At 35.4% G+C, this 21014-nt stretch carries 18 protein-coding genes; 17 read left to right on the top strand and 1 reads right to left on the bottom strand.

What is annotated here, in order from left to right:
* The first annotated feature begins 417 nt into the window (after positions 1 to 417).
* Positions 418 to 1476 (top strand): LLM class flavin-dependent oxidoreductase, encoded by a 1059-nt coding sequence (locus AA0017_RS13130; protein WP_413375037.1) that lies wholly within the window; start codon positions 418 to 420, stop codon positions 1474 to 1476.
* 89 nt (positions 1477 to 1565) lie between these two features.
* On the opposite strand, the gene AA0017_RS13125 is transcribed toward AA0017_RS13130, so the two are convergent.
* Positions 1566 to 2156: a TetR/AcrR family transcriptional regulator gene (locus AA0017_RS13125; RefSeq protein WP_413375036.1), complete on the bottom strand. Its 591-nt coding sequence runs from the start codon at positions 2154 to 2156 to the stop codon at positions 1566 to 1568.
* A 277-nt stretch (positions 2157 to 2433) separates the two neighbouring features.
* On the opposite strand from AA0017_RS13125, the gene AA0017_RS13120 reads away from it, so the two are divergent.
* From AA0017_RS13120 to AA0017_RS13045, 16 genes are all read left to right on the top strand, one after another.
* Complete coding sequence (locus AA0017_RS13120; RefSeq protein WP_413375034.1) at positions 2434 to 3060, top strand: FMN-dependent NADH-azoreductase; 627 nt, start codon at positions 2434 to 2436, stop codon at positions 3058 to 3060.
* Positions 3061 to 3440: 380 nt separating this feature from the next.
* Positions 3441 to 4940 carry a spore germination protein gene (locus tag AA0017_RS13115; protein ID WP_413375032.1) on the top strand — a complete coding sequence of 500 codons (1500 nt, stop codon included), beginning with the start codon at positions 3441 to 3443 and terminating at the stop codon, positions 4938 to 4940.
* The gene (locus AA0017_RS13110) at positions 4921 to 6024 is read left to right on the top strand and encodes a Ger(x)C family spore germination protein (protein WP_413375030.1); all 1104 of its coding nucleotides are present in this window, start codon (positions 4921 to 4923) and stop codon (positions 6022 to 6024) included. The genes AA0017_RS13115 and AA0017_RS13110 overlap by 20 nt, the downstream gene beginning before the upstream one ends.
* Complete coding sequence (locus AA0017_RS13105; protein ID WP_413375028.1) at positions 6024 to 7100, top strand: GerAB/ArcD/ProY family transporter; 1077 nt, start codon at positions 6024 to 6026, stop codon at positions 7098 to 7100. Before AA0017_RS13110 ends, AA0017_RS13105 begins: the two co-directional genes overlap by 1 nt.
* A 417-nt stretch (positions 7101 to 7517) precedes the next feature.
* Positions 7518 to 8084, top strand: a complete 567-nt coding sequence (locus tag AA0017_RS13100; protein ID WP_413375026.1) for an NADPH-dependent FMN reductase — start codon at positions 7518 to 7520, stop codon at positions 8082 to 8084.
* A gap of 371 nt (positions 8085 to 8455) precedes the next feature.
* Positions 8456 to 9301, top strand: a complete 846-nt coding sequence (locus tag AA0017_RS13095; RefSeq protein WP_413375024.1) for a phytanoyl-CoA dioxygenase family protein — start codon at positions 8456 to 8458, stop codon at positions 9299 to 9301.
* Positions 9302 to 9693: 392 nt separating this feature from the next.
* Positions 9694 to 10746: a Gfo/Idh/MocA family protein gene (locus AA0017_RS13090; protein ID WP_413375022.1), complete on the top strand. Its 1053-nt coding sequence runs from the start codon at positions 9694 to 9696 to the stop codon at positions 10744 to 10746.
* 73 nt (positions 10747 to 10819) lie between these two features.
* Positions 10820 to 11515 carry a hypothetical protein gene (locus tag AA0017_RS13085; RefSeq protein WP_413375020.1) on the top strand — a complete coding sequence of 232 codons (696 nt, stop codon included), beginning with the start codon at positions 10820 to 10822 and terminating at the stop codon, positions 11513 to 11515.
* Positions 11512 to 12486, top strand: a complete 975-nt coding sequence (locus AA0017_RS13080; protein WP_413375018.1) for a Gfo/Idh/MocA family protein — start codon at positions 11512 to 11514, stop codon at positions 12484 to 12486. Before AA0017_RS13085 ends, AA0017_RS13080 begins: the two co-directional genes overlap by 4 nt.
* A gap of 318 nt (positions 12487 to 12804) precedes the next feature.
* Entirely contained in the window at positions 12805 to 13743 is a 939-nt protein-coding gene (locus AA0017_RS13075) for an ROK family protein (protein WP_413375015.1), read from the top strand.
* A gap of 27 nt (positions 13744 to 13770) precedes the next feature.
* Entirely contained in the window at positions 13771 to 15048 is a 1278-nt protein-coding gene (locus tag AA0017_RS13070) for an ABC transporter substrate-binding protein (protein ID WP_413375014.1), read from the top strand.
* Positions 15049 to 15193: 145 nt separating this feature from the next.
* Positions 15194 to 16108 carry a carbohydrate ABC transporter permease gene (locus AA0017_RS13065; RefSeq protein WP_413375012.1) on the top strand — a complete coding sequence of 305 codons (915 nt, stop codon included), beginning with the start codon at positions 15194 to 15196 and terminating at the stop codon, positions 16106 to 16108.
* 19 nt (positions 16109 to 16127) lie between these two features.
* Positions 16128 to 16949, top strand: coding sequence for a carbohydrate ABC transporter permease (locus tag AA0017_RS13060; protein WP_413375010.1), 822 nt, complete (start codon positions 16128 to 16130; stop codon positions 16947 to 16949).
* A 39-nt stretch (positions 16950 to 16988) separates the two neighbouring features.
* A complete protein-coding gene (locus AA0017_RS13055) occupies positions 16989 to 17726 on the top strand; it encodes a sugar isomerase domain-containing protein (protein WP_413375008.1) in 738 nt (245 codons plus the stop codon).
* Positions 17727 to 17759: 33 nt separating this feature from the next.
* Positions 17760 to 19874: a hypothetical protein gene (locus AA0017_RS13050; protein WP_413375006.1), complete on the top strand. Its 2115-nt coding sequence runs from the start codon at positions 17760 to 17762 to the stop codon at positions 19872 to 19874.
* Positions 19875 to 20120: 246 nt separating this feature from the next.
* A complete protein-coding gene (locus tag AA0017_RS13045; protein ID WP_413375004.1) occupies positions 20121 to 20858 on the top strand; it encodes a glycerophosphodiester phosphodiesterase in 738 nt (245 codons plus the stop codon).
* Positions 20859 to 21014 lie beyond the last annotated feature (156 nt).

The raw sequence follows: 21014 nt of genomic DNA, 5'->3' as shown, positions 1-21014 counted from the left end.
GAGTGGTAAAGTGACAGGAAAAAACTCCAAACGTTATAAGAGAAACGGGCCGTCAAACCAACTTCTATACGACGAACCTTAAATAATAGAATTACCTACATAAACATGGCTATACTGCTGTAAGTGTGTTATTGAATAGACTGCAGTTGAGATAAGTTGGTTTGATTAAGTATTAAATTGTTTTAACTTTAATAATTTTTAATTTCTATACATTTTTGTAGTTCTGTTGTTTAGAAGATAAAGATTATTTTTTGTTGGTTGTGATGCTAGTCCTCACTTGATATATTATGAATGCAACATATGTTAGCTAAACAAAATATGTTGCTTAATGAGTGGTTTCAGTTATTGAATTTCTGTGCAATTGGTTGCATGGAGTAATTAAAAACGATGAATTAATCAAGGGAGGATGTATATATAATGAGTAATTTTGAATTTGGTGTTTATTCTTTAGGGGATCGAATTCCAGGTGTGAATGGAAAAAGTACCACAGCTAAGGAACGGGTTGAGGGTATGATTAACATTGCTAAAATGGCCGATCAAGCAGGACTTGATGTTTTTGGAATTGGAGAGCATCACCGGTTGGATTTCGTAACATCATCATATGCAATGATTTTATCAGCCATTGCACGTGAAACAGAAAAGATTAAGCTAACAAGTGCACTTTCAGTTATAAGTACCGCTGATCCAGTGAGGGTATATGAAGATTTTGCAACTCTTGATTTACTTTCAAATGGACGTAGTGAAATCATTTTAGGACGTGGAGCTTTTTTAGAATCTTTTTCTCTCTTTGGAGCGGATATAAATAATTATGATGCTTTGTTTGAGGAAAAGTTGAAGTTATTTATGCAATTGCAAGAGAAGGAACTCATTAATTGGGAAGGGGAGTTTCGACCGGCACTTCAAAATGCCCAAATTGCCCCGAGGCCAATTCAGAAGAACATACCAGTTTGGGTTGGTGTTGGTGGTACGCCTTCAAGTGCAATACGAGCAGGAAAGCTTGGATTGAATATGGCACTTGCTTTGTTAAGTGGACAAGCTGAATCTGTAAAGCATCTCACAGATTTATACTGGCAATCTGCCAAGGAAGCGGGTCATGATTTATCAAAATTAAAGGTAGCTGTCACCGGGCATGCTTATGTAGCTGAAACAGGAGAAAAAGCCGTAAAAGAATTTTTGCCACATTATAATCAATATCTCGGTTACTTTATGAAGGAGCGTGGGCGCAATTTCTTTACAACAGAAGAACAACTAACAAAACAACGTTCGACAGGAGATATTTTAGCGGTCGGTAGTCCAGATGAACTTGCTGAAAAAATATTATATCAACATGAATTATACGGACATTCTCGATTTATGGGGCAAATAGATTTGGCCGATCAACCATTGGTACAAGTAGAAAAAGCTATTGATTTACTTGCGAATAAAGTAGCACCGATTGTTCAAAAGGAAATCGATAAAAAAACATTATCTCATTAAATAATAAAAGTTATGAGCAAAATATTAAAGCACACGTCCTCTCTTTCATTTGTGAAAGGGAGGACGGTCTTTTTGTTATCTTTACATCGTTATTTCTCCATAATTGATTCTACACCATTCATGATAATAGGTGTGATTTTAGCACCGAAATCCTCAACTGATAAATTCCTTCCTTCTTTATTCCAAGAGTAAGCAGCACCATAAATACTCCAGCTTAGCATCATTGATATTGCTTTTAGGGATTCATCATCAACTGATAAAGTTGTTTGTTTTTTTGTTTCTAGAAGGATATGAAAAATTAAAGTTTGTAGTTCTTCGATAATATTATTTTCAATTACAGGTTCCAAAGATTGATATCTACTTGAACACAGAGTTGTTAAATTTTTTTGATATTCGCACATTACCATAACGATTTTCGTAAGGGTCTCTTGATTGATGGCCTTATGACAATTTATTTTTTGTCTAAGGGTATTTCTAAATGTATCAGTTATGGTAGAGTCCAATAATTCGTATTTATCTGTAAAATGTGCATAAAACGTTGCACGGTTAACAGTTGCCTTCTCGGTAATATCTCGTACTGTTATCGCTTTAAAATCCTTTTCCCGAATTAATGTTGTAAAAGCCTCTTGAAGAAGTTGTCTTGTACGTGTTACTCGTGGATCCACTTTTTTTGTGCTCATTTAATTCACCTCAACTTGTTTATAAAAAGAACAATTATGAAGAAGTGTTGTTTTGACAACACTTCACTAATTCTGATGATTGTTGCTTTAATTATTTTATTTTATCATAGTTTATGCAACTAATGTTGTTTAAGCGTTAGATGTCTATAAACACTGTTTACCCGGAGGTGAAAAGAGAAAAAGGAGATTGACTACTTGATGATAGTACCGAAGAAATATGTTTTTTAACCTTAACCAAATTATATAAAAACTTTTTCAAATAAAGGAGTTTATAAAAATGACAAGCGTATTATTTATTAAAGCCAACTCTAGACCTATTGAGCAATCTGTTAGTGTTCAATTATATCAATCATTTTTAGAAAGCTATAAAGAATCTCATCCAGAGGATAATGTGATTGAATTGGATATTTTCAAAGAAAATTTACCTTATTATGATACAGATAAAATTAATGGGATGTTTAAATTAGCTAAAAACCTAGAATTAACTCCAGCTGAAAAGAAAGGAACTGATTTAGTAAATAAATACTTAAATCAATTCTTAGAGGTTGATAAAATTGTTTTCGCCTTCCCTCTGTGGAATTTTACCATTCCTGCAGCATTGCATACTTATTTAGATTATATAGGACAAGTAGGAAAAACTTTTAGTTATACAGCAGAAGGTCCGGTTGGATTACTTTCTGATAAAAAGGTGGTGTTGTTAAATGCAAGAGGGGGGATCTATTCTGAAGGACCAGCCAAATCGGCAGAAATGTCTGTGAATTATTTGAAAACAGTTTTAAACTTTTGGGGGGTACAAGATATTAAAACCGTTATTGTAGAAGGTCACAATCAATACCCAGACAAAGCAAAAGAAATCATCAAAGAAGGAATGAATAAAGCTGAAACAGTTGCACAGACATTTTAATTTAGAATACCTATTCCTACACTATTTACGTAGTGCTTAAAAAAGGTTCTAAAAGTGTTTAGATAAATTAAGATTAAAATCTCTGTTATGCCTTTTTGATTTGGGGAAAATACAATAGAGCTCTGAATAAGAGTGTGGAATAGTAACATATTTCATACTCTTTTTTGTTGGGACTACGGGACAGTTAAGCAGTCCTAGACATTGGTATTAGGAACGTTAATCTTAAGAAAAAGTGAGCGGAGATGAGAGAGGTTAATTGTTTAACAGTCGAAATCAAGTTTGTATTTTCTAGATACTTTTGTGGAAATGTATATTTTTTTAACTCTAGGTCATGATACGGATGTAGTCTTTTTCACAATGGAAAGGAAGCAAAAGATAAAGTGTCTAATCAAATAAATCCGGTACAACAATTTGACAATATCGAGGAATTAATATCTCATTGTTCGAAGTCTAGTGATTTTTCAAAATGGATTATTAGTGAGGAATTATCGCTAAATATTATTTATTTCAATACGCTTGTTGATGAAAAAATAATACAAGAGTACATCTCTAAACCTATTATTAATCATCTTGAGAACATTTCATATATAGAAGATATCCTACAAATCTTACCGATTAAAAATGCAGAATTGACCTTTGACATGGAGAAAATGACCCAAAAGCTATTACAGGGTAGCATTGTTTTATATTTTAAGAATATTAGCAATCAGGGGTTGATTATAAACTCGACAACTGATAATAAAGGATTTCGAGAACAAAATGATGCGGAAAATGAGTATAGTGTAATTGGGGCTAAAGTGGGATTTGTAGAAAACATCGATATAAATATTCAATTATTAAGAAAAGGTTTAAGGAACTCTAATCTGCGTTTTGAAGAAATGGTTGTTGGAACAACAGGAAACACAAGAGTAGTCTTAGCGTATATCGAAGGAATAATAAATCCTCAACATTTAAATACCGCTAGACAGCGAATTAAGGACTTAGATTATGACGTGATTATTGACAGCTCTTTGCTAGAACAAGTTATTTCTGATAATTCTAATTCTCCCTTTCCACTACTATTGACGACTGAGAGGGTGGACCGTACAATATACGGCTTAACTAATGGGCAATTATCTATAATATGTGACGGTTCTCCATATGTAATCAATGGTCCTACTTCTATTTTCGACTTTTTTGTTTCTCCAGAAGATTATCTCTTACCATGGTTGTTAGGCTCTTTTTTTCGGATGATACGCTTTTTAGGCGTATTATTTTCTATCGTAGCTACTCCTACTTACGTTGCTGTTTTAACATATCATATGGCGGTTATTCCAAAAGATTTACTTGGTCCTATCATTGATTCGAGAGCAAATGTTCCTTTTCCACCATTAATTGAAGCACTCATTTTAGAACTTATTATTGAATTATTACGTGAAGCAGGAGCTCGTTTGCCTACTAAGGTAGGACAAACGTTAGGGGTTGTTGGTGGGATTGTCATTGGACAAGCGGCTGTTCAAGCGGCGATCACAAGTAATATTCTGTTAATCATTGTTACCTTCTCTGCTTTGGCGTCCTTTACCACTCCAGCTTTCAAAATGTCTAACACGATACGCTTTTTAAGATTCCCGTTAATTCTTTTAGCGGCACTGTGGGGAGGATTAGGTTTAGTTGCAGGGATGGTTATATTATATACACATATACTTCGACTGAAGTCACTTGGCATGCCCTATTTTGCACCATTATTCCCATTCCGTTACGGTGAGTTTGTAGATGGTTTTTTTAGGTTATCATTAGAACACATTAATAAGAGACGTTCCATATTTAGGCCGTTAATCAGTTCGAGATTTCAAGCAGCGAATAAGCGTAAAGATATTGGAGATGACTTCAATAATGAATAGAGGCAGAGCCATTAGACCTTTAATCCTTTTTATAGCGGTACTCATTTTGATAAGTGGTTGCACAAGAGCCAGGATCATCGACGATGTGAAAATAATTCAAAGTATAGGATATGACTTAGAAGATGAGCAAATTATTGGTACGGGCTCTTATGTCATTTATGAAGATTCGATTGATGATTCATTGCCAGAATATTTGTTTACAGCAGAGTCCAGTACTGCTATGGGGATTCTTTCTTCCTTTACAAGTCAAGCAACTGACATCGTCGATATTATGCAATTAAGTTCGATTGTTATAAGTGAACAGTTTGCAGAAAGTGGGATTCAAGATTTATTAATTAATTTCAATAGTGAGCCTAGTATTGGAACTAATTCGCGCTTAGTTATCTCTAACCAACGAGCGAGGAGCTTTTTGGAAAAAGGTATGAATTATCCTCCGTATTACTTATCGTCTATATTGGAGCAAAATATGAGATTTGGAAAAATACCATTTTCAAATCTACATACTGTTACGTATCAACATTACAGTAAAGGGCAAGATATTTACATGCCAATAATGGAAATAATAAATGAAAGAGTGTTTCAAGTAAAGACGGTAGGGGTTTTTAAAAATGATAAATTAATATTACGATTAAATGAGACCGAGACTCTTTTATTAAAAATTTTAGTTGATGATTTTAGAGGGAACAGTGCTGATTATGAGTTTAGCACAAATGATAATAAAGATATTCTCATAAAGATTGAAAATGTTAAAAGGAATACGACGGTGAAGGATTCTAATATCAATCCGGAAGTCATTTTTAACATTAAGATTAAAGTGCTTTTAAAAGAACAAGTCCCTAATATAGCTATGGAAGTGGTAAATAACCGTATAACCGCAGAAATTGAAACTCATTTAGAAAGTGAACTAGTGTCTCTTTTAAATAAGTTGAAAAAAGAAGAGGTTGACCCAGTAGGTAACGGAGAATTATTTAGAGCCACTCAAAGAACTTGGGATCATAACGAGTTTTATGAGCAAGTTTACCCCAATTTAACATTTCGTGTGAATGCAGAAGTCAATATCGTGAATACGGGAGTAAGAAAGTAATGGATAATGAAACAAAAGTTAATTATCGTGTATCCAATTTTTTTCTGTTTTTTATGATTACCACCTCTCAGGTTGGTGTAGGGTTATTAAGTTATCAGAGTTTAATCGTGACAAATGCTCGGCATGATGGATGGCTAAGTGTCTTAATTACGGGCTTAAGTCTACATCTTATTTTGTGGATGATTTATAAAATATTAGAAGGTGAGACGAATGACATCATTTCTTTTCATAAAGCTGTTTTTGGAACCTTCATTACTAAAGTGAGCACTGTATTATTGTCGATCTACTTTCTCTCGTTATCGTTTGTTGTCTTGCGTAGCTATATAAATATTGTTCAAGTTTGGGCATTCCCAACAATAAGTATTTGGGAGTTAGCCATTTGTATATTATTGCTCATTTACTATATCGTTTCTGGGGGTTTTAGGGTTATAACAGGAGTTAGTTTTTTAGCATTTTTTATTCCTCTTTTATTATTGATGTTTAGTTTATATTTTCCTTTACGAATGTCGAATTTTAATAATATTTTACCGGTATTTAATCTTTCCTTTTTTGAATTTCTTCAATCATCTAAAGACTCAAGTCTGATCTTTATAGGATTTGAATCGTTATTGGTCTACTTTCCTTTTTTGAAAAACGGGGATCGTTCAAAGAAGTGGGCTAATGCAGGTTTAATTTATACAACTAGCCTTTACACAATCGTTGCAATCGTGAGTCTTACTTACTTTAGTTTGGAGCAAATCATTCATTATAGATGGCCTACTCTTGAAATGATAAAAATTTTCGATCTTCCCTTTATTGAAAGATTTGAGTATATATTTATTTTTTGTTGGTTAATCGTGATCATTCCAACCATTTGTGTGCCATTATGGAGTATTTGTAGAATGAATAAAAAGGCATTTAATATAAAACCGAGAATTACATTAATGATCTCTTTAGTTGTTTTATTGTTTGGTTCGATTCTTATAGACAATCATATAAAAATTGAAGCGACAAGTGAGCTAGTCTCAAATATAGGGTTTTATTTTATTTATCTCTATATTCCTTTTTTATTTTTTATAAGAGTTGTAAAAAACTAATGAAGCCGTTTTGGACAATAGAGAGGGCGGTTTTATAATGAAATCTATTTATTATGTTGAATCCAAGCAATCTGGAAGGCTTTTAGACCAAGCACAGATTGCTTCTATATCGTTCACATCTATATTGGAAGGGGCTCTTATTTTTTTCGTATACAACCAATGAACCGTGGATGTAAAAGTGTTATACATTTTTGCAGATATGTTGTTTAGAAGATAATAAGTACTTTTTGTTGGTTGTGATGTTAGTCCTCGCTTGATATATTATGAATGCAACACATGTTGTGTAACTGAAAAATGTTACTTAATGTTACTTCAGTTATTAATTTGTTGTGCGATTAGTTAGAGGTTGCTTGGAGTAATTAAGGACAATGATTTAATCATAAGGTGGAGTTAATAAAGAAAGAGGAGGAGTAAAAATTGAAAATAGTTGGTTTGGCAGGTTCTATCGTAGGGTCTAAAACACGTAATGCGATGAATTACTTATCTAAAGAGATTTCGGAGAATTATCGGGATATAGAGTTTACACTACTAGATCTGGCGGACTATGACATTCAGTTTAGTGATGGACGAGATTATTTAGAATATGAAGGTGATACAGGTTACGTCACAAAAAAGATTATGGAGGCAGATGCGGTAATTATTGGGACACCGATTTTTCAGGCATCTATTCCTGCAACATTGAAAAATATATTTGACTTGTTACCAGCTAATGCATTTCTTGATAAAGTAGTAGGTATGTTTGTTACTGCTGGTACGTCAAAGCATTATTTGGTTGCCGAACAACAATTGAAGATGGTTTTGGCATATATGAAGGCTCAAATTGTTCAATCATATGTATTTATTGAAGAAAATGATTTTTATAGAAAAAAAATTATCAATGAAGATGTGATAGTCCGACTTAATCGTTTGATTGAAGATACAATAATTTTAACAAAAACTTATTCCAGTATTCGTAAAGCAAGAGAAGCCGAATATAACTTTTAGATAAATGTTACCTCATTAAATTAAGTGTAAGTAGCAGTAAAATTTTTAAATTAAAAAAAGGATAATTAATAAGTTTGAGTGAGTGTAAAGAAAATCAATAATAAAAAGTGGAGCGTCCTCTCTTGATAAAGGAGGACGCTCCACTTTTTATTTAGGATTGAAGATAAAGGAGGGTGCTTAATAAGAAGTCCCCCCTTTGGTTTCTTTAAACACTGTATAATTATAGCGTCTATACATTTGGTGACGGATTTATGAGTGATGAATGCAGTTGTTTTTGACAAAGAGGTCAGTCAATATGAACAATGATTCTTATCTAAATTTAAGTTAAAGTAAATATTAAGAAAAATAAAAAAAAAGAAAGAGGGATAGCGATGTTAGAAAGTCATAAAACCTTGCCAGAATTACAGAGTGAATATAATCTTACAGAGGAAAATATCTCTAATTACCGTGAAAGTGGGCATATACGTCTTAATGCGGTAGCAAAACAAGAGGAAATTGATATTTTTCATAAAATTATCAATGATGAAGTTGAAAGGTTAAACTATCAGACTAAGCCTTTAAATGAACGCGATACTTACGGGAAGGCATTTATTCAAATTGGACAATTGCGGGAAAAGAGTGAACAAGTACGTAGATTTGTCTTGGCTCGTCGGTTTGCTAAAATAGCTGCAGATCTAATGGGGGTAGAGGGAGTACGCATTTTCCACGATCAAGCCCTTTTCAAAGAACCTGGTGGTGGTCATACACCATGGCATCAGGACCAGATTTATTGGCCATTAGAGACAGATAAGACAATTACAATGTGGATGCCACTTGATGAGATTTCTGAAGAGATGGGAACGATGTCTTTTATTTCTAATTCTCATACAACAGGAGATTTAAGTCAGAACCTTTTAAAGATATCAGACGAATCTCATAATTTATTTGATCAATATATTGAAAAACAAAAGTTAGAACCAATTACTTATGGAGCAATGGCTGCAGGAGATGCAACATTCCATAGTGGCTGGACTTTGCATAGTGCTCCTCACAATCCAACAAATAGAATGCGTAAAACAATGGCGATTATTTATTATGCAGACGGAGCACATGTAACGGAAATTGGCAGTAAAGAGCGGCAAACGAATTTGGATGTATGTTTACCAGGGTTAAAACCAGGTGATTTGGCTTCTACGTCTTTAAATCCTTTAGTGTATTCGAGTAAACCTTCAGTTTAGGAGAAACACCCTGTAGTCAGAATAATAATAGAATAGATAGAACATAATTATCATTTCTTTTCATATTTGTCATAGGTTTAGATAATCAGCTAATATTATTAGTGATGCACAGGTGGTGATTATTGGTATTTAATTTGTTGATAGATATTTTGAAATTCAAGAAAAAATTGGATGGGCGATTAAATGAACACTATTTATTGGCTGGAAAAGGACGCAAGTGTTGTTCTAAAATTGTATAACAAAAAGTGGTTCGACATTTGACTCGAGGTTGTCTTAAAAGCTCCTATTGAACTTTTGAGACAACCTTTTTGAACTTTTAATTTCAATTAAAAATTATATAACGATGTAAGTAGGAGTTAAAAGAAATCAAGTACTAGGGGTGAGCTTATCGTATGTTAAAAGTAGGGGTGATTGGTGTAGGATCTATTTCCCATTCTCATCTTAAGCCGTATTTAGAAAATGAAAGGGTGGAATTGGTAGCATTGTGTGACATTAATGAAAAGCGTCTAGCTGAGAAAGGTATGCTGTATCATGTAAGCCGATTGTATAGTGATTATCGTGAACTATTGCAAAGTAAGGAGCTTGACGCTGTTAGCATTTGTACATGGAACAATTCACACGCTGAAATTGCTATAGCAGCATTAGAAGCGGGGAAACATGTTTTAGTAGAGAAACCATTAAGTATGACAGTAGATGAAGCTTTCGCGATACAACAAGCAGCAGAAAAGGCTAAGAAAGTATTACAAGTTGGATTTGTAAGACGACATGCGGATAATGCAAAGCTTTTAAAAACATTTATAGAAAGTGGGGAACTTGGAGAGATTTATTATGCCAAAGCATCGTGTTTAAGAAGACTTGGAAATCCAGGTGGGTGGTTTAGCGATCTATCAAAATCAGGAGGTGGACCATTAATTGATTTAGGTGTTCATATGATTGATATTTGTTGGTACTTGATGGGTAAACCAAATCCAGTATCAGTAAGTGGGAATACTTATTTTAAGCTGGGAAATCGCAGCCACATTGAACATTTGTCCTATTATAAAGCGGCAGATTATGATCCGGCATTAAATGATGTTGAAGATTTAACAAATGCTTTCATTCGTTTTGAAAATGGTGCGTCTCTTTTTGTCGATGTAAGTTTTACACTGCATAGCCAAAAAGACGAAATCAATGTTCAATTTTTTGGAGATAAAGGCGGTGCTGAAATCGAACCCGAATTATCGTTAGTATCAGAAAAAAATAACACGATCTTAAATATTACACCGCAAATGGACCAATTAGGCTTTGACTTTACGAAAGCGTTCACGAATGAAATCAATCATTTTGTAGACTGCTGTATAGATGGGAAAGAAACGATCGCTCCTTTAGCTGATGGTATCCAAGTCATGAAAATGTTAAATGCCGTTTATGAATCTGCCAAAACTGGTAAGGAAGTAGAATTGTAAAATAGGATTCTCGTATTAAAAGATTTGTAGAAACATTGAATTACCTCGGCATGGCTGGAATGGGAGGAAAGCAATGCGAAATATCGTCTTTATTAATGAAAAGAAACTCCATCTACAAACAATGTCTGAAACAGGAAACATGGTTCAATTAAATAATCAAATGACCGTAGTGAATGAAACATATGTAGTGGATGGATTGAACATTGATGCATATTTATTAAAAAGTAAGGACGTCTTCGTTTCATCAAAAGCTCTTCAAGGTTTGAAAGTAGCAGAAGGGCTAAATGTATACTTTGATTTAGAACAGTATCCTTTTTTTCAAAAATTAAAAGAGATGCTTGCTAACCAACAAAAAGGTATCTTTCGTTTTAAAAGAAAAGCTAACAAAAATGAAGGCGTTCATTTACTTATTGGAGATTTGTATGTTTTAGCATCGTTATTAGGTGAGCCCAAAGACATCCAAGTGAAGCGAACAAATTCTGCTGTCACACCTTATCATGTAATCGTTACAATCAGCTTCAAAGGAGGCTCGATGGCCCATGTCGAATGTACATTTACTACTGATGATCGTGAGTTTATTGAGTTTGAATGGAATGGCATCAAAACAATCATTGAATTTAATAGCATAGAGATGACAACTAATTTGGAAACGTCACTTCCTCAATATAATCTTTCCGCTATATTAGCTTCTGCCCATAAAGTCGATCAGAAATTAATGAATCGTCTTGAGTACTTTAGTAGGGTGATAATAGGGAGGGAACAATCGTGAAGATTGGAATGATGAGTTTCGCCCATATGCATGCACATAGCTATGCAAACAGTTTGATGAAGCTATCAAATGTAGAGTTAGTAGGGATCTTTGATGATGATGTAAAAAGAGGGGAAGAAGCAGCCAAACAGTATCAAACGAAGCACTTTTGTGATCAGAAGATTTTTTTAGAAGAGGAAATGGATGCTGTCATTATATGTAGTGAAAATGTCCGTCATAAAGAAATGGTTCTAAATGCCGCGAAAGCTAACAAGCATATATTGTGCGAAAAACCAATAGCAACAACGGTTGAAGATGCTAAAACGATGATTCAAGTTTGTGAAGAGCATGATGTGATTTTACAGATAGCCTATCCAGTCCGGTTTAGTTCACCAATTCAACAACTAAAACAAAGGATAGATAATGGGGAACTAGGTGAGATTGTCGCCTTCCGTACAACGAACCGTGGACAAAATCCGGGTGGGTGGTTTATTGAAAAGGCACAATCAGGAGGTGGTGCTGTATTAGATCATACAGTGCATATGGTTGATATTATGCGATGGTATTTAGGAAAAGAAGTGACTGAAGTATATGCAGTCGTCGATTCATATTTTCATGATATCGATATTGATGATGCGGGAATTCTGACTCTAGAATTTGAAAATGGTGTTATTGCCACACATGATTCAAGTTGGTCCAGATTTCCTCAATATCCGACTTTTGGAGATGCAACGATTGAAGTAATAGGCACAAAGCAAACCGTAAAGGCGGATGCTTTTAGTGAGCATTTTCGATTGTTTTCAAACGGAGAGAAGTCATTAAGTCATGTCTTTTATGGGAGGAATATGGATTTTGGTTTAATTAAAGATTTTGTTAATTGTATAGAAGAAGGAAGGAAGCCTTCTATAACAGGGTATGATGGGTTAAAGTCCATGGAGGTTGCTTTGACTGCTTATAAATCTAGTGAATTTAATAAAGTAATTTCACTATAAAAAACTCAAAGGAAGACTATTATCGAGTGGAAGAAGGTGCACATCTGTATATTTGTTTTGGGGTAGTCCAAAAAGGTGAAAACAGTCCTTTTTGAACTACCCCTTTATATGTTGAGAGGAGCTAAGGTACTTTTATTTTAGCCTATTTTCAACATAAATACATGAAATCTAAATTTTCTGATAATAAGTTATTGACAGAAAATTCTTAAAATGATACGATTTTGTTAGTTTATTTCGGAAAGCAACAAACTAAAATGGATAGGATAAAAATATTAAAGATCACATTTTACTGTGAAAAGGTAGATAGGGGGAGGAGACATGATACAAACCAGTAAACTAGCGATTGGCGTGGACATTGGAGGAACCAATATAAAAATGGGACTTGTAACTAGTGCGGGTGAACTAGTTGAGTTTCAGTCACTTTTATTAAAAAGAAACGTTTATCATTCAGCAGATATAGAATGGATTTGTAAAACTGTCAAACAGTTTATTCATAGCAATGGTATTGATGATCGATTAACAGGAGTAGGTGTAGCGAGCCCTGGGATACTTGATATTGAGAGAGGAGTTGTTGCAAATGCTGTCAACTTAGGATGGGAAAATATACAATTAGTGAAAAATATGGAACATTATTTAAACCTAGATGTGAGTTTAGTTAGTGACTCTGTAGCAGGAGCATTAGGAGAACAGAATTATTCTGCAGCAGACATGGCAGATTATTTATTTATTTGTATTGGAACAGGTCTTGGTGCTAGCCATGTCATAAAGGGTTTCTCTAATGGGACAAAAGTAGAAACGATCAATTTAGGGCATATGAGTATTATACCAAACGGGAAAAAATGCATATGTGGAAATCAAGGATGTCTCGAGAAATATGTTTCTGCTTCCGCTTTAATTGAACGAGCTAGAAATGACATGGGAGAGACAAAGACGATACTGAAGCAATATGCAGAAATTAACGGACGATTAGAGGCTCATCACATACATGAGGCAGCCTGTAAAGGTGATAGCTACTCCTTACAGCTGTTTCGGGAAGCGGGTGAATGGTTAGGGATATCGATCGTTAACTGCATTCATTTATTTGGCTCTAAAAATATTATTATTGGTGGTGGATTGAGTCGTGCTGGTACTTATTTACTTGAACCAATGCAACAAGAGATAACTAAAAGATATCCAAAGAATGATCTTCATATCTCCTTTGGAACATTGCCGACAAAATCTGGGGTTTTAGGAGCAGCTTCACTAGTATTTAAATAGATTACAATTCATTAGGAGGTCATTTAAATGCAAAAATGTAAAAGTCTTTCTGCTTTTGTTGTGGTTCTCTTTTTAGTCATCTCTATTTTAACTGCCTGTTCTTCCAGTGGCGGAAGTGCTACGAATGAACAAGGGACTGTCACACTTGAATTAGCGGTATGGGATCAAACGTTCGATCCTTTATTAGAACAGTCTATCGAAAGATTAAATGAAGATTATCCTCATATCCAAGTGAATGTTACGAATACCCCATGGGCACGGTATTGGGATCAAATCCGAACGAGTATTGCAGGTGGAAGTGGCCCAGATGTTCTTTGGATGAATGGACCAAACTTTCAAAAGTTCGCTATGAATAATCTTCTTAGCAGTTTGGATTCTTATGTTGAAAATGATGGAATGGATACTAGTCAATACGATGACAGTGTAATTGATATGTACACATTTAATGACGAACAATATGGAATCCCACATTTTCTAAGTGTAACGGTGTTTTTCTATAATAAAAGGTTATTTGATGAAGCTGGACTTGACTATCCTGATGACACCTGGACATGGGATGATATTAGAGAAAATGCAAAGAAACTGACCAAGGAAACAGACAATGGTAAACAGTATGGATTCCTGGCAAATACAGAACCTCAAAACGGTTACTATAATTTTATTTACCAAGCGGGTGGATATATCATCAATGAAGAAGGGACAGAATCTGGGTTTGATTTGCCAGAAACGCAACAAGGGTTACAATTTTTGTACGATATGATGTATGAGGAAGAAGTCTCTCCAACAATGCAACAACAAGCCGAGACAGTGCCGAATCAATTTATGGGATCGGGAATGGTTGCCATGATGCCAGCTATTGATGTCCATACTCCAGCGTTGTATGAGATGTTAGGGGATGATTTAGGAATTGCCCAACTTCCTGCTGGACCTGCTGGAAAAGCGTCCGTTGTCCATGGTTTAAGTTTTGTCATGAATTCCAACACGGACCATCCAGATGAAGCTTGGGCTTTGATTAAGTATTTAACAGATGAAGAATCCAATCTAGAACTAGGGAAATCTGGACTTGCTACTCCGACTTACAGTGGAACAGAGGGGGCTTTATTTGAGTCATTACCACTTGATTTCCAAGCAATTGTAGATAGCATGGAATTTGGAGCACCATATCCAATTTCTATTGAGACAGCTAGTTGGCAAACCGTTGAATTTGATGAAATGACCAACTTTTTTAATAGGCAGCAGACTGTCGAAGAAGCAGGCCAGAAAATCGCCGATGAGATGAATCGAATTTTAGCAGACGAACAGTAAATTGACTAATCAGGAATTGTTGAATGGATAAGAAAATTTACATCTCCTACGTTTAGAGATAAGAAATGATGGCATTTGTAGTTTTTCGAAGAGGTTGCCGGCTTAATCGTGCACCTCTTCTATAAGAAAAATGGAGGTGATATTGTTGAGTTCTTCTACAACAAAGCACAAAGGTACCTCAAAAAGAAAGCGTGAAGAAACTTATTGGGCATGGTTTTTTATTGGCCCTACTCTCATAGGTTTATTGATTTTCTATACGTTGCCGACGATTGTTGCACTTGGACTAGGCTTTACATCATGGGATGGATTGAGTACACCGATATTTAATGGGTTGGAAAATTTCACACGACTTTTCCAGGATGAAAAATTTATTCGTTCAATTTGGAATACCGTACTCTACACCTTTGTTACCGTTCCTGTTTCCATTTCGATTGCAACAGTGATAGCTGTCTTGCTGAATCAGAAAATTAAAGGTGTTTCTTTTTATCGAACGATTTATTTTCTACCTGTTATCACAATGCCAGTAGCTGTAGCGATGTTGTGGAGGTGGCTATACAACACAGATTACGGGATCATTAATTATATTTTAAAACTGGTTAATCTACCTGGTGTTTCTTGGTTACAAGATGAAAGAACGGTTCTACTATCGATTATGCTTGTTGCCATTTGGTCTGGTGTAGGATTTAACATCGTGTTGTTGATGGCAGGTCTTCAAGGGATTCCACAAACCTACTATGAAGCCGCTGATCTTGATGGGGCAAGTTCTATTCGTAAGTTTTTTACGATAACACTCCCTTTACTTACACCTAGTATATTCTTCGCTTCCGTTATTGGGATTATTAATTCATTTCAAGTGTTCGATTACATCTTTGTCATGAGTCCACGGAGCGGATCCGTTTTGGATGCAACGAGAACAATGGTATATAGCATCTATGAAGTAGGATTTACAAATTTTGAGTTGGGGTATGCTTCAGCACAATCACTTATTCTATTTATTTTTATTTTGCTCGTAACGATCATCCAAATGAAAATGCAAAAAAAATGGGTTCATTATAATTAAAAGGAGGGAGGTTACGAATATGCCGATTTCAGGAAAGCAAAAGTTTTTCATCCACCTTTGTCTTATTGTAGGAATTGCTGTTGTTATTGTTCCGTTTTTGTGGATGGTTAGTACATCACTAAAAACATTTACTGAATCGATGCAAGTGCCACCTGTCTGGTTTCCCGCTGTACTGCAATGGGGGAATTATATTGATGTGACCGAGACGATCAATTTTGCGAAAGCGTACATAAACACGACCCTTGTCGTTGTAGGTCGAACCCTTGGACAGTTAATTTTGTGTTCAATGGCTGCATACGCCTTTGCAAGGTTAGATTTTCCTTTTAAAAATGTACTTTTCCTCTTAACACTGTCTGTTTTAATGGTCCCGATTCAAATTATTATGATTCCAAGCTATGGCTTGATGAGGATGTTAAATTGGTTGGACACGTTTTATGTGTTAATTGTTCCTGGTTTCTTTAGCGCTTTTGGTACATTCCTATTAAGGCAATTTTTCATGACCATTCCGAAAGAGTTAGAAGATGCTGCAAAAATTGATGGCTGCTCTTATTTTGGGATTTACTGGAGAATATTCTTACCATTATCAGGCCCAGGACTTGTTGCCTTAACTATATTTACTGTTCAAGCATCGTGGAATGATTTACTGTGGCCGTTAATCATGACCAGTTCTAATAATATGAGAGTATTGTCGGTAGCGATGGCTACGTTACAAGGACAACATGTTACAAACTTTCCGTTATTAATGGCAGGAGCTACAATGGCGACATTGCCACTTATTATTATGTTCATTTTCTTACAGCGATACTTTATCCAAGGTATTTCGATGACGGGGATTAAATAAGCAAGCAGAAGGGTTAATAGTTTTATGGAGGCGGTCATTTTGTCAGCAGAAGCCTATTTTGAAATGATTCATAAATTAAATGAACAAATTCGAAGTACTCAGATGAATGCTATTTGTAAGACAGCAAAGAGGATAGCCGATTCAATTAAGCAAGGAGGGGTTTTGCATATATTTGGAAGCGGTCATTCTCATATGATCGGTGAAGATGTTTTTTATCGAGCGGGAGGACTGGCCTGTATTAATGCAATGTTAGAACCTTCTTTAATGGAATTGAATATTGGTCGTGCGACATTGTTGGAGCGCATGCATGGATATGGTCAAGTATTGTTATCCGGTTATAAGTTAGAAGCTGATGAAGTCCTGATTGTCATTTCTAATTCTGGTATTAATCCTGTTCCTATTGAAATTGCTTTAGAAGGTAAACGGAAAGGGTTACATGTCGTAGCGATCACTAGTGAAACTCATTCGAAACAGACGCCTTCAAGACATGAGGAGGGACTGAAGCTTACCGATATAGCCGATATTGTGATTGATAATTGTGGTCAATTGGGAGATGCAATGCTTAAGGAAGAACGGTTTGGGACTTTTTATGGTCCTACTTCAACGCAAGCGGGTATTTTGATTATGCAAATGATTATAGCTGAGGTGGTGACTATTTGTGCTGAGTCTGGATTTAGACCCCCGTTGTTTGTGAGTGCCAATCGAGAAAAAGGACATGAAAGGAATCAACAACTGGTAGAAGCTTATCAATCGCGTGTACGGTATTTTCCTAAATAACTTTAAAAACTAATAAAAGGCGAGGTTATAACGATGGCTAATCAACTAAAACTAGTAGATAAAGAAACTCTTAAAAGTTGTCATACAGAAGCTGAGTATTATGAAAACTCGTATACATTAATTGGTTTGAAAGATTATCTTCAAGGGACTAGAATTACACCGAGTGTCTCTATGAAATTAGGACAAAGAAGAGAGGTATCACTAGCTGCGGTAAACCGTAGTGGGGCATTTATCCGCTATAACAATGGAGTTATCAAGGAGTTGAAAAAAGGATATCTCCCAATTGTCTTAACCGATGTTATCGTAGATGAGGCTTTACAATATCAGACGGAAATGTTTGTTGGTCCAATTAAAAATGCCCCATTTGATGGGATGGATACAACAGAAAAAAATTATCTTAATTATTTGCGATTGAGGATGAAAAATAAATCAGGTACCAAAGAAACGGCTGAAATGAAGATAGAAATAACAGAGCACTTTTCCAAAGGAGTTCCTTCATTCAGACCGATTGAATTGAAAGATGACAAAACCCATTGGATTGGTTATGTGAATGGAAAAATTTTATTCCTATTACCAAAGCAAGTAAATGTTCATATTTCAGTTGAAAACTCAACTATTGTTTTTACTTCAGAATTGGATTCAGGGGAAGAATCTTTAGTCGATGTCCGTTTCGTTTTTGCATTAGTTAATGATGCTGATAAGTTAAGGCCTGATGTTGGTCATGATACTGCTCGTCTTGAAGTCGAACAGTTTTGGGAAGACTTTTTGAACGAAGGGACACAACTCAGCATCCCTCATAAAAAAGCTATCCATACGTTAAAGGCGTCAATTATCTATACTTTTATGACGAGAGATCGAGGTGAAATTCATCCAGGTGTTGGATTTTATGACCGGTTTTGGACGCGTGATGCCGCTTTTATCAATTATTCCGTTCAGATGCTAAATTTTACAAAGCAAGCTTTTGATACATTGGCCTCATTTTGGGAGCGGACGGAAAATGAGGACGGTTCGTTAATGAGTCATCGTGGTCAACTTGATGGGACAGGGCAAGGGTTGTGGGGGCTTTATCAATATTACATGTTGAGTCGAGATGCGGGTTGGTTAAATGAGGTCTATCCTCGCTTAAAAAAGGCAGCTGACTGGATCGTGAAAACACGAAGGAAGGACTTGCCAGTAAATGATCCTTACTTTGGGTTAATGCCAAACTCTTTAGCTGACGGGGAATGTTTATGGAATGGGGAATATCATATTGTTGGTTATGATTTGTGGAGTTTACGAGGATTAATCTGTTTTTCTAAGTTGGCTCAATATGTAGGTAAAGAAGAGGATGCTGCTACCTATTTGGCAGAATTTAAGAGCTATAAACAAGATGTACTTAAAGCTTTGGAACGGTCAGGAGTGAATTATTTCCCTCCAAGTTATGAATTGAAAGGAACCCATTGGAGTAATATCAAGTCGGTTTTTCCTTATCCTGTTTTCGATGCTTTTGATTCAAGAGTTTTGGCAACAATGGAAGAAGCAGAAAAGACGTTTGTCGAAGGTGTTTGTTCTTGGGACGGTGCGGAGGAAGATATGGGGGAAGTCATTGAGTTACCGATGAAAGCCATTCATCCTTACATGTCAACATACGTTACCCAAACACGGCTATTGCAAGGGGATTACAAGAAGGTTGCGGAGCATTTTGATGCCATGTTAGAACATACAACATCTACACATGGATTTCCAGAAGGAATCTTTAACGAATACCGTTTAGCTTGGAATGATACGTTGCCCCACATATATGGTCATGCAACTTATATTATCTTGCTTCGCCGTATGCTTATTCATGAAGAGGAACAGTCTCTACATTTAGGTTTAGGTACCCCTTGTGAATGGTTCTCAGAAGGTGATGGCATTCATATTCATGATGCCCTTACAGAGTTTGGTGCAATGAGCTATGAGGCAGTAGTTGAAGGGAAAGTGCTGCATGCCAAAATTATACCTCCAAAGAGAAATGATGTGTCCGAAATTATCTTTTATTTACCACCAAATTTTGCAAAAAGTATCGTTAAAGTGAATGGACAAAAATGTGAGCATGATGGCAGGAAGTTAAAGGTTCCAAGCCACATATATAATGAGGTAATTAAGATTGAAGCACATCAAGAATAGAATATTAAAGTGTATGTTGGAAATAGTCAATTTTGAAATGATGTAATAGCGACATACGTCACGGTTTGCTGATTGAGATGAGTGCTCAATCAGCAATCTTTAACATTAAGTAAGGTGATACCCATTGGTGTAAAAGCTACCTTTAAAAGTTTACTTCTTAAGTTTGGAGAAAGCTTCTTGTGAGTGAGAAAAACAGCAAAAGGTCGTAAGGTGCAGGCTTATCTAAACCAGAAGGGAGAAACAGTGATGAACATTTCAAAGAAAGAACCAATCATTATTGCCCACCGAGGAGCATCCAAAGACGCACCAGAAAATACTTTAGCTGCATTTGCATTAGCAGTGCAACATGGTTGTGATGCGATAGAACTTGATATCCATTTATCGGTAGACAATGAATTCATTGTTTGCCATGATGAGCACATCAATCGCACGACAAATGGCTCTGGAAAAATAGCAGATATGACCGTTCCACAATTGAAATCGTTTGATTGCGGACAATGGTTTAATGAAAAGTTCAGAGGCGAGAAAATTCCTTTACTTGAAGAGGTATTTGAGTTAGTTCCCTCACATATTTTAATTAATATTGAATTGAAAATACCTCATAAGTATCCGGACATTGAAAGAAAATTGACAAATTTTTTGATAAGAAAAAACAGGATAGATAGTGTCGTTGTCTCTTCATTTGACCATCAATGTTTGCATCGGTTAAAAAAACTAGAAAGTAGAGTGAAGATTGGTCTCTTGTATATGTCGAATTTAGTAGAGCATTATCAATATACACGCCTTTTTAATGTTCCCATTTACTCACTTCATCCCTATTTTTTGAATATTGGGGAGGAAGATATTAGAAAAGCGAAAAAAAAGAACTTAGAAGTTTATACATGGACGGTGAACGAGGAAAAGGAAATGGCAAAACTTATACAGGCTGGTGTGACCGGAATCATTACAGATTGTCCACAAAAATTAAAGTTAATAAGAGGTTAGCGGGAATGATTTATCTTTTGATTGAGAAAAGTGAATAGGATAGACTGAAATATAATATAAAAAGAAAGAGAAATGTAGCTAACTTCAACGCAAATCTGTTAAGGGTTTAAAGTACATAGGTTATAATTAATAACATTGAACGGAGTGATCATAGAT

Source organism: Alkalihalobacillus phoenicis, assembly GCF_047302405.1.
Classification (GTDB): domain Bacteria; phylum Bacillota; class Bacilli; order Bacillales; family Bacillaceae_D; genus Alkalihalobacillus.
Note: the sequence above shows the minus strand (reverse complement) of the source record. Positions and strands in the feature narration are given on the sequence as shown.

Bases quoted from the DNA above. Each gene is read 5' to 3' on its own strand.
- AA0017_RS13130 (WP_413375037.1), top strand. From the start codon at position 418: ATGAGTAATTTTGAATTTGGTGTTTATTCTTTAGGGGATCGAATTCCA.
- AA0017_RS13125 (WP_413375036.1), bottom strand. From the start codon at position 2,156: ATGAGCACAAAAAAAGTGGATCCACGAGTAACACGTACAAGACAACTT.
- AA0017_RS13120 (WP_413375034.1), top strand. From the start codon at position 2,434: ATGACAAGCGTATTATTTATTAAAGCCAACTCTAGACCTATTGAGCAA.
- AA0017_RS13110 (WP_413375030.1), top strand. From the start codon at position 4,921: ATGACTTCAATAATGAATAGAGGCAGAGCCATTAGACCTTTAATCCTT.
- AA0017_RS13105 (WP_413375028.1), top strand. From the start codon at position 6,024: ATGGATAATGAAACAAAAGTTAATTATCGTGTATCCAATTTTTTTCTG.
- AA0017_RS13095 (WP_413375024.1), top strand. From the start codon at position 8,456: ATGTTAGAAAGTCATAAAACCTTGCCAGAATTACAGAGTGAATATAAT.
- AA0017_RS13090 (WP_413375022.1), top strand. From the start codon at position 9,694: ATGTTAAAAGTAGGGGTGATTGGTGTAGGATCTATTTCCCATTCTCAT.
- AA0017_RS13085 (WP_413375020.1), top strand. From the start codon at position 10,820: ATGCGAAATATCGTCTTTATTAATGAAAAGAAACTCCATCTACAAACA.
- AA0017_RS13075 (WP_413375015.1), top strand. From the start codon at position 12,805: ATGATACAAACCAGTAAACTAGCGATTGGCGTGGACATTGGAGGAACC.
- AA0017_RS13070 (WP_413375014.1), top strand. From the start codon at position 13,771: ATGCAAAAATGTAAAAGTCTTTCTGCTTTTGTTGTGGTTCTCTTTTTA.
- AA0017_RS13060 (WP_413375010.1), top strand. From the start codon at position 16,128: ATGCCGATTTCAGGAAAGCAAAAGTTTTTCATCCACCTTTGTCTTATT.
- AA0017_RS13050 (WP_413375006.1), top strand. From the start codon at position 17,760: ATGGCTAATCAACTAAAACTAGTAGATAAAGAAACTCTTAAAAGTTGT.
- AA0017_RS13045 (WP_413375004.1), top strand. From the start codon at position 20,121: ATGAACATTTCAAAGAAAGAACCAATCATTATTGCCCACCGAGGAGCA.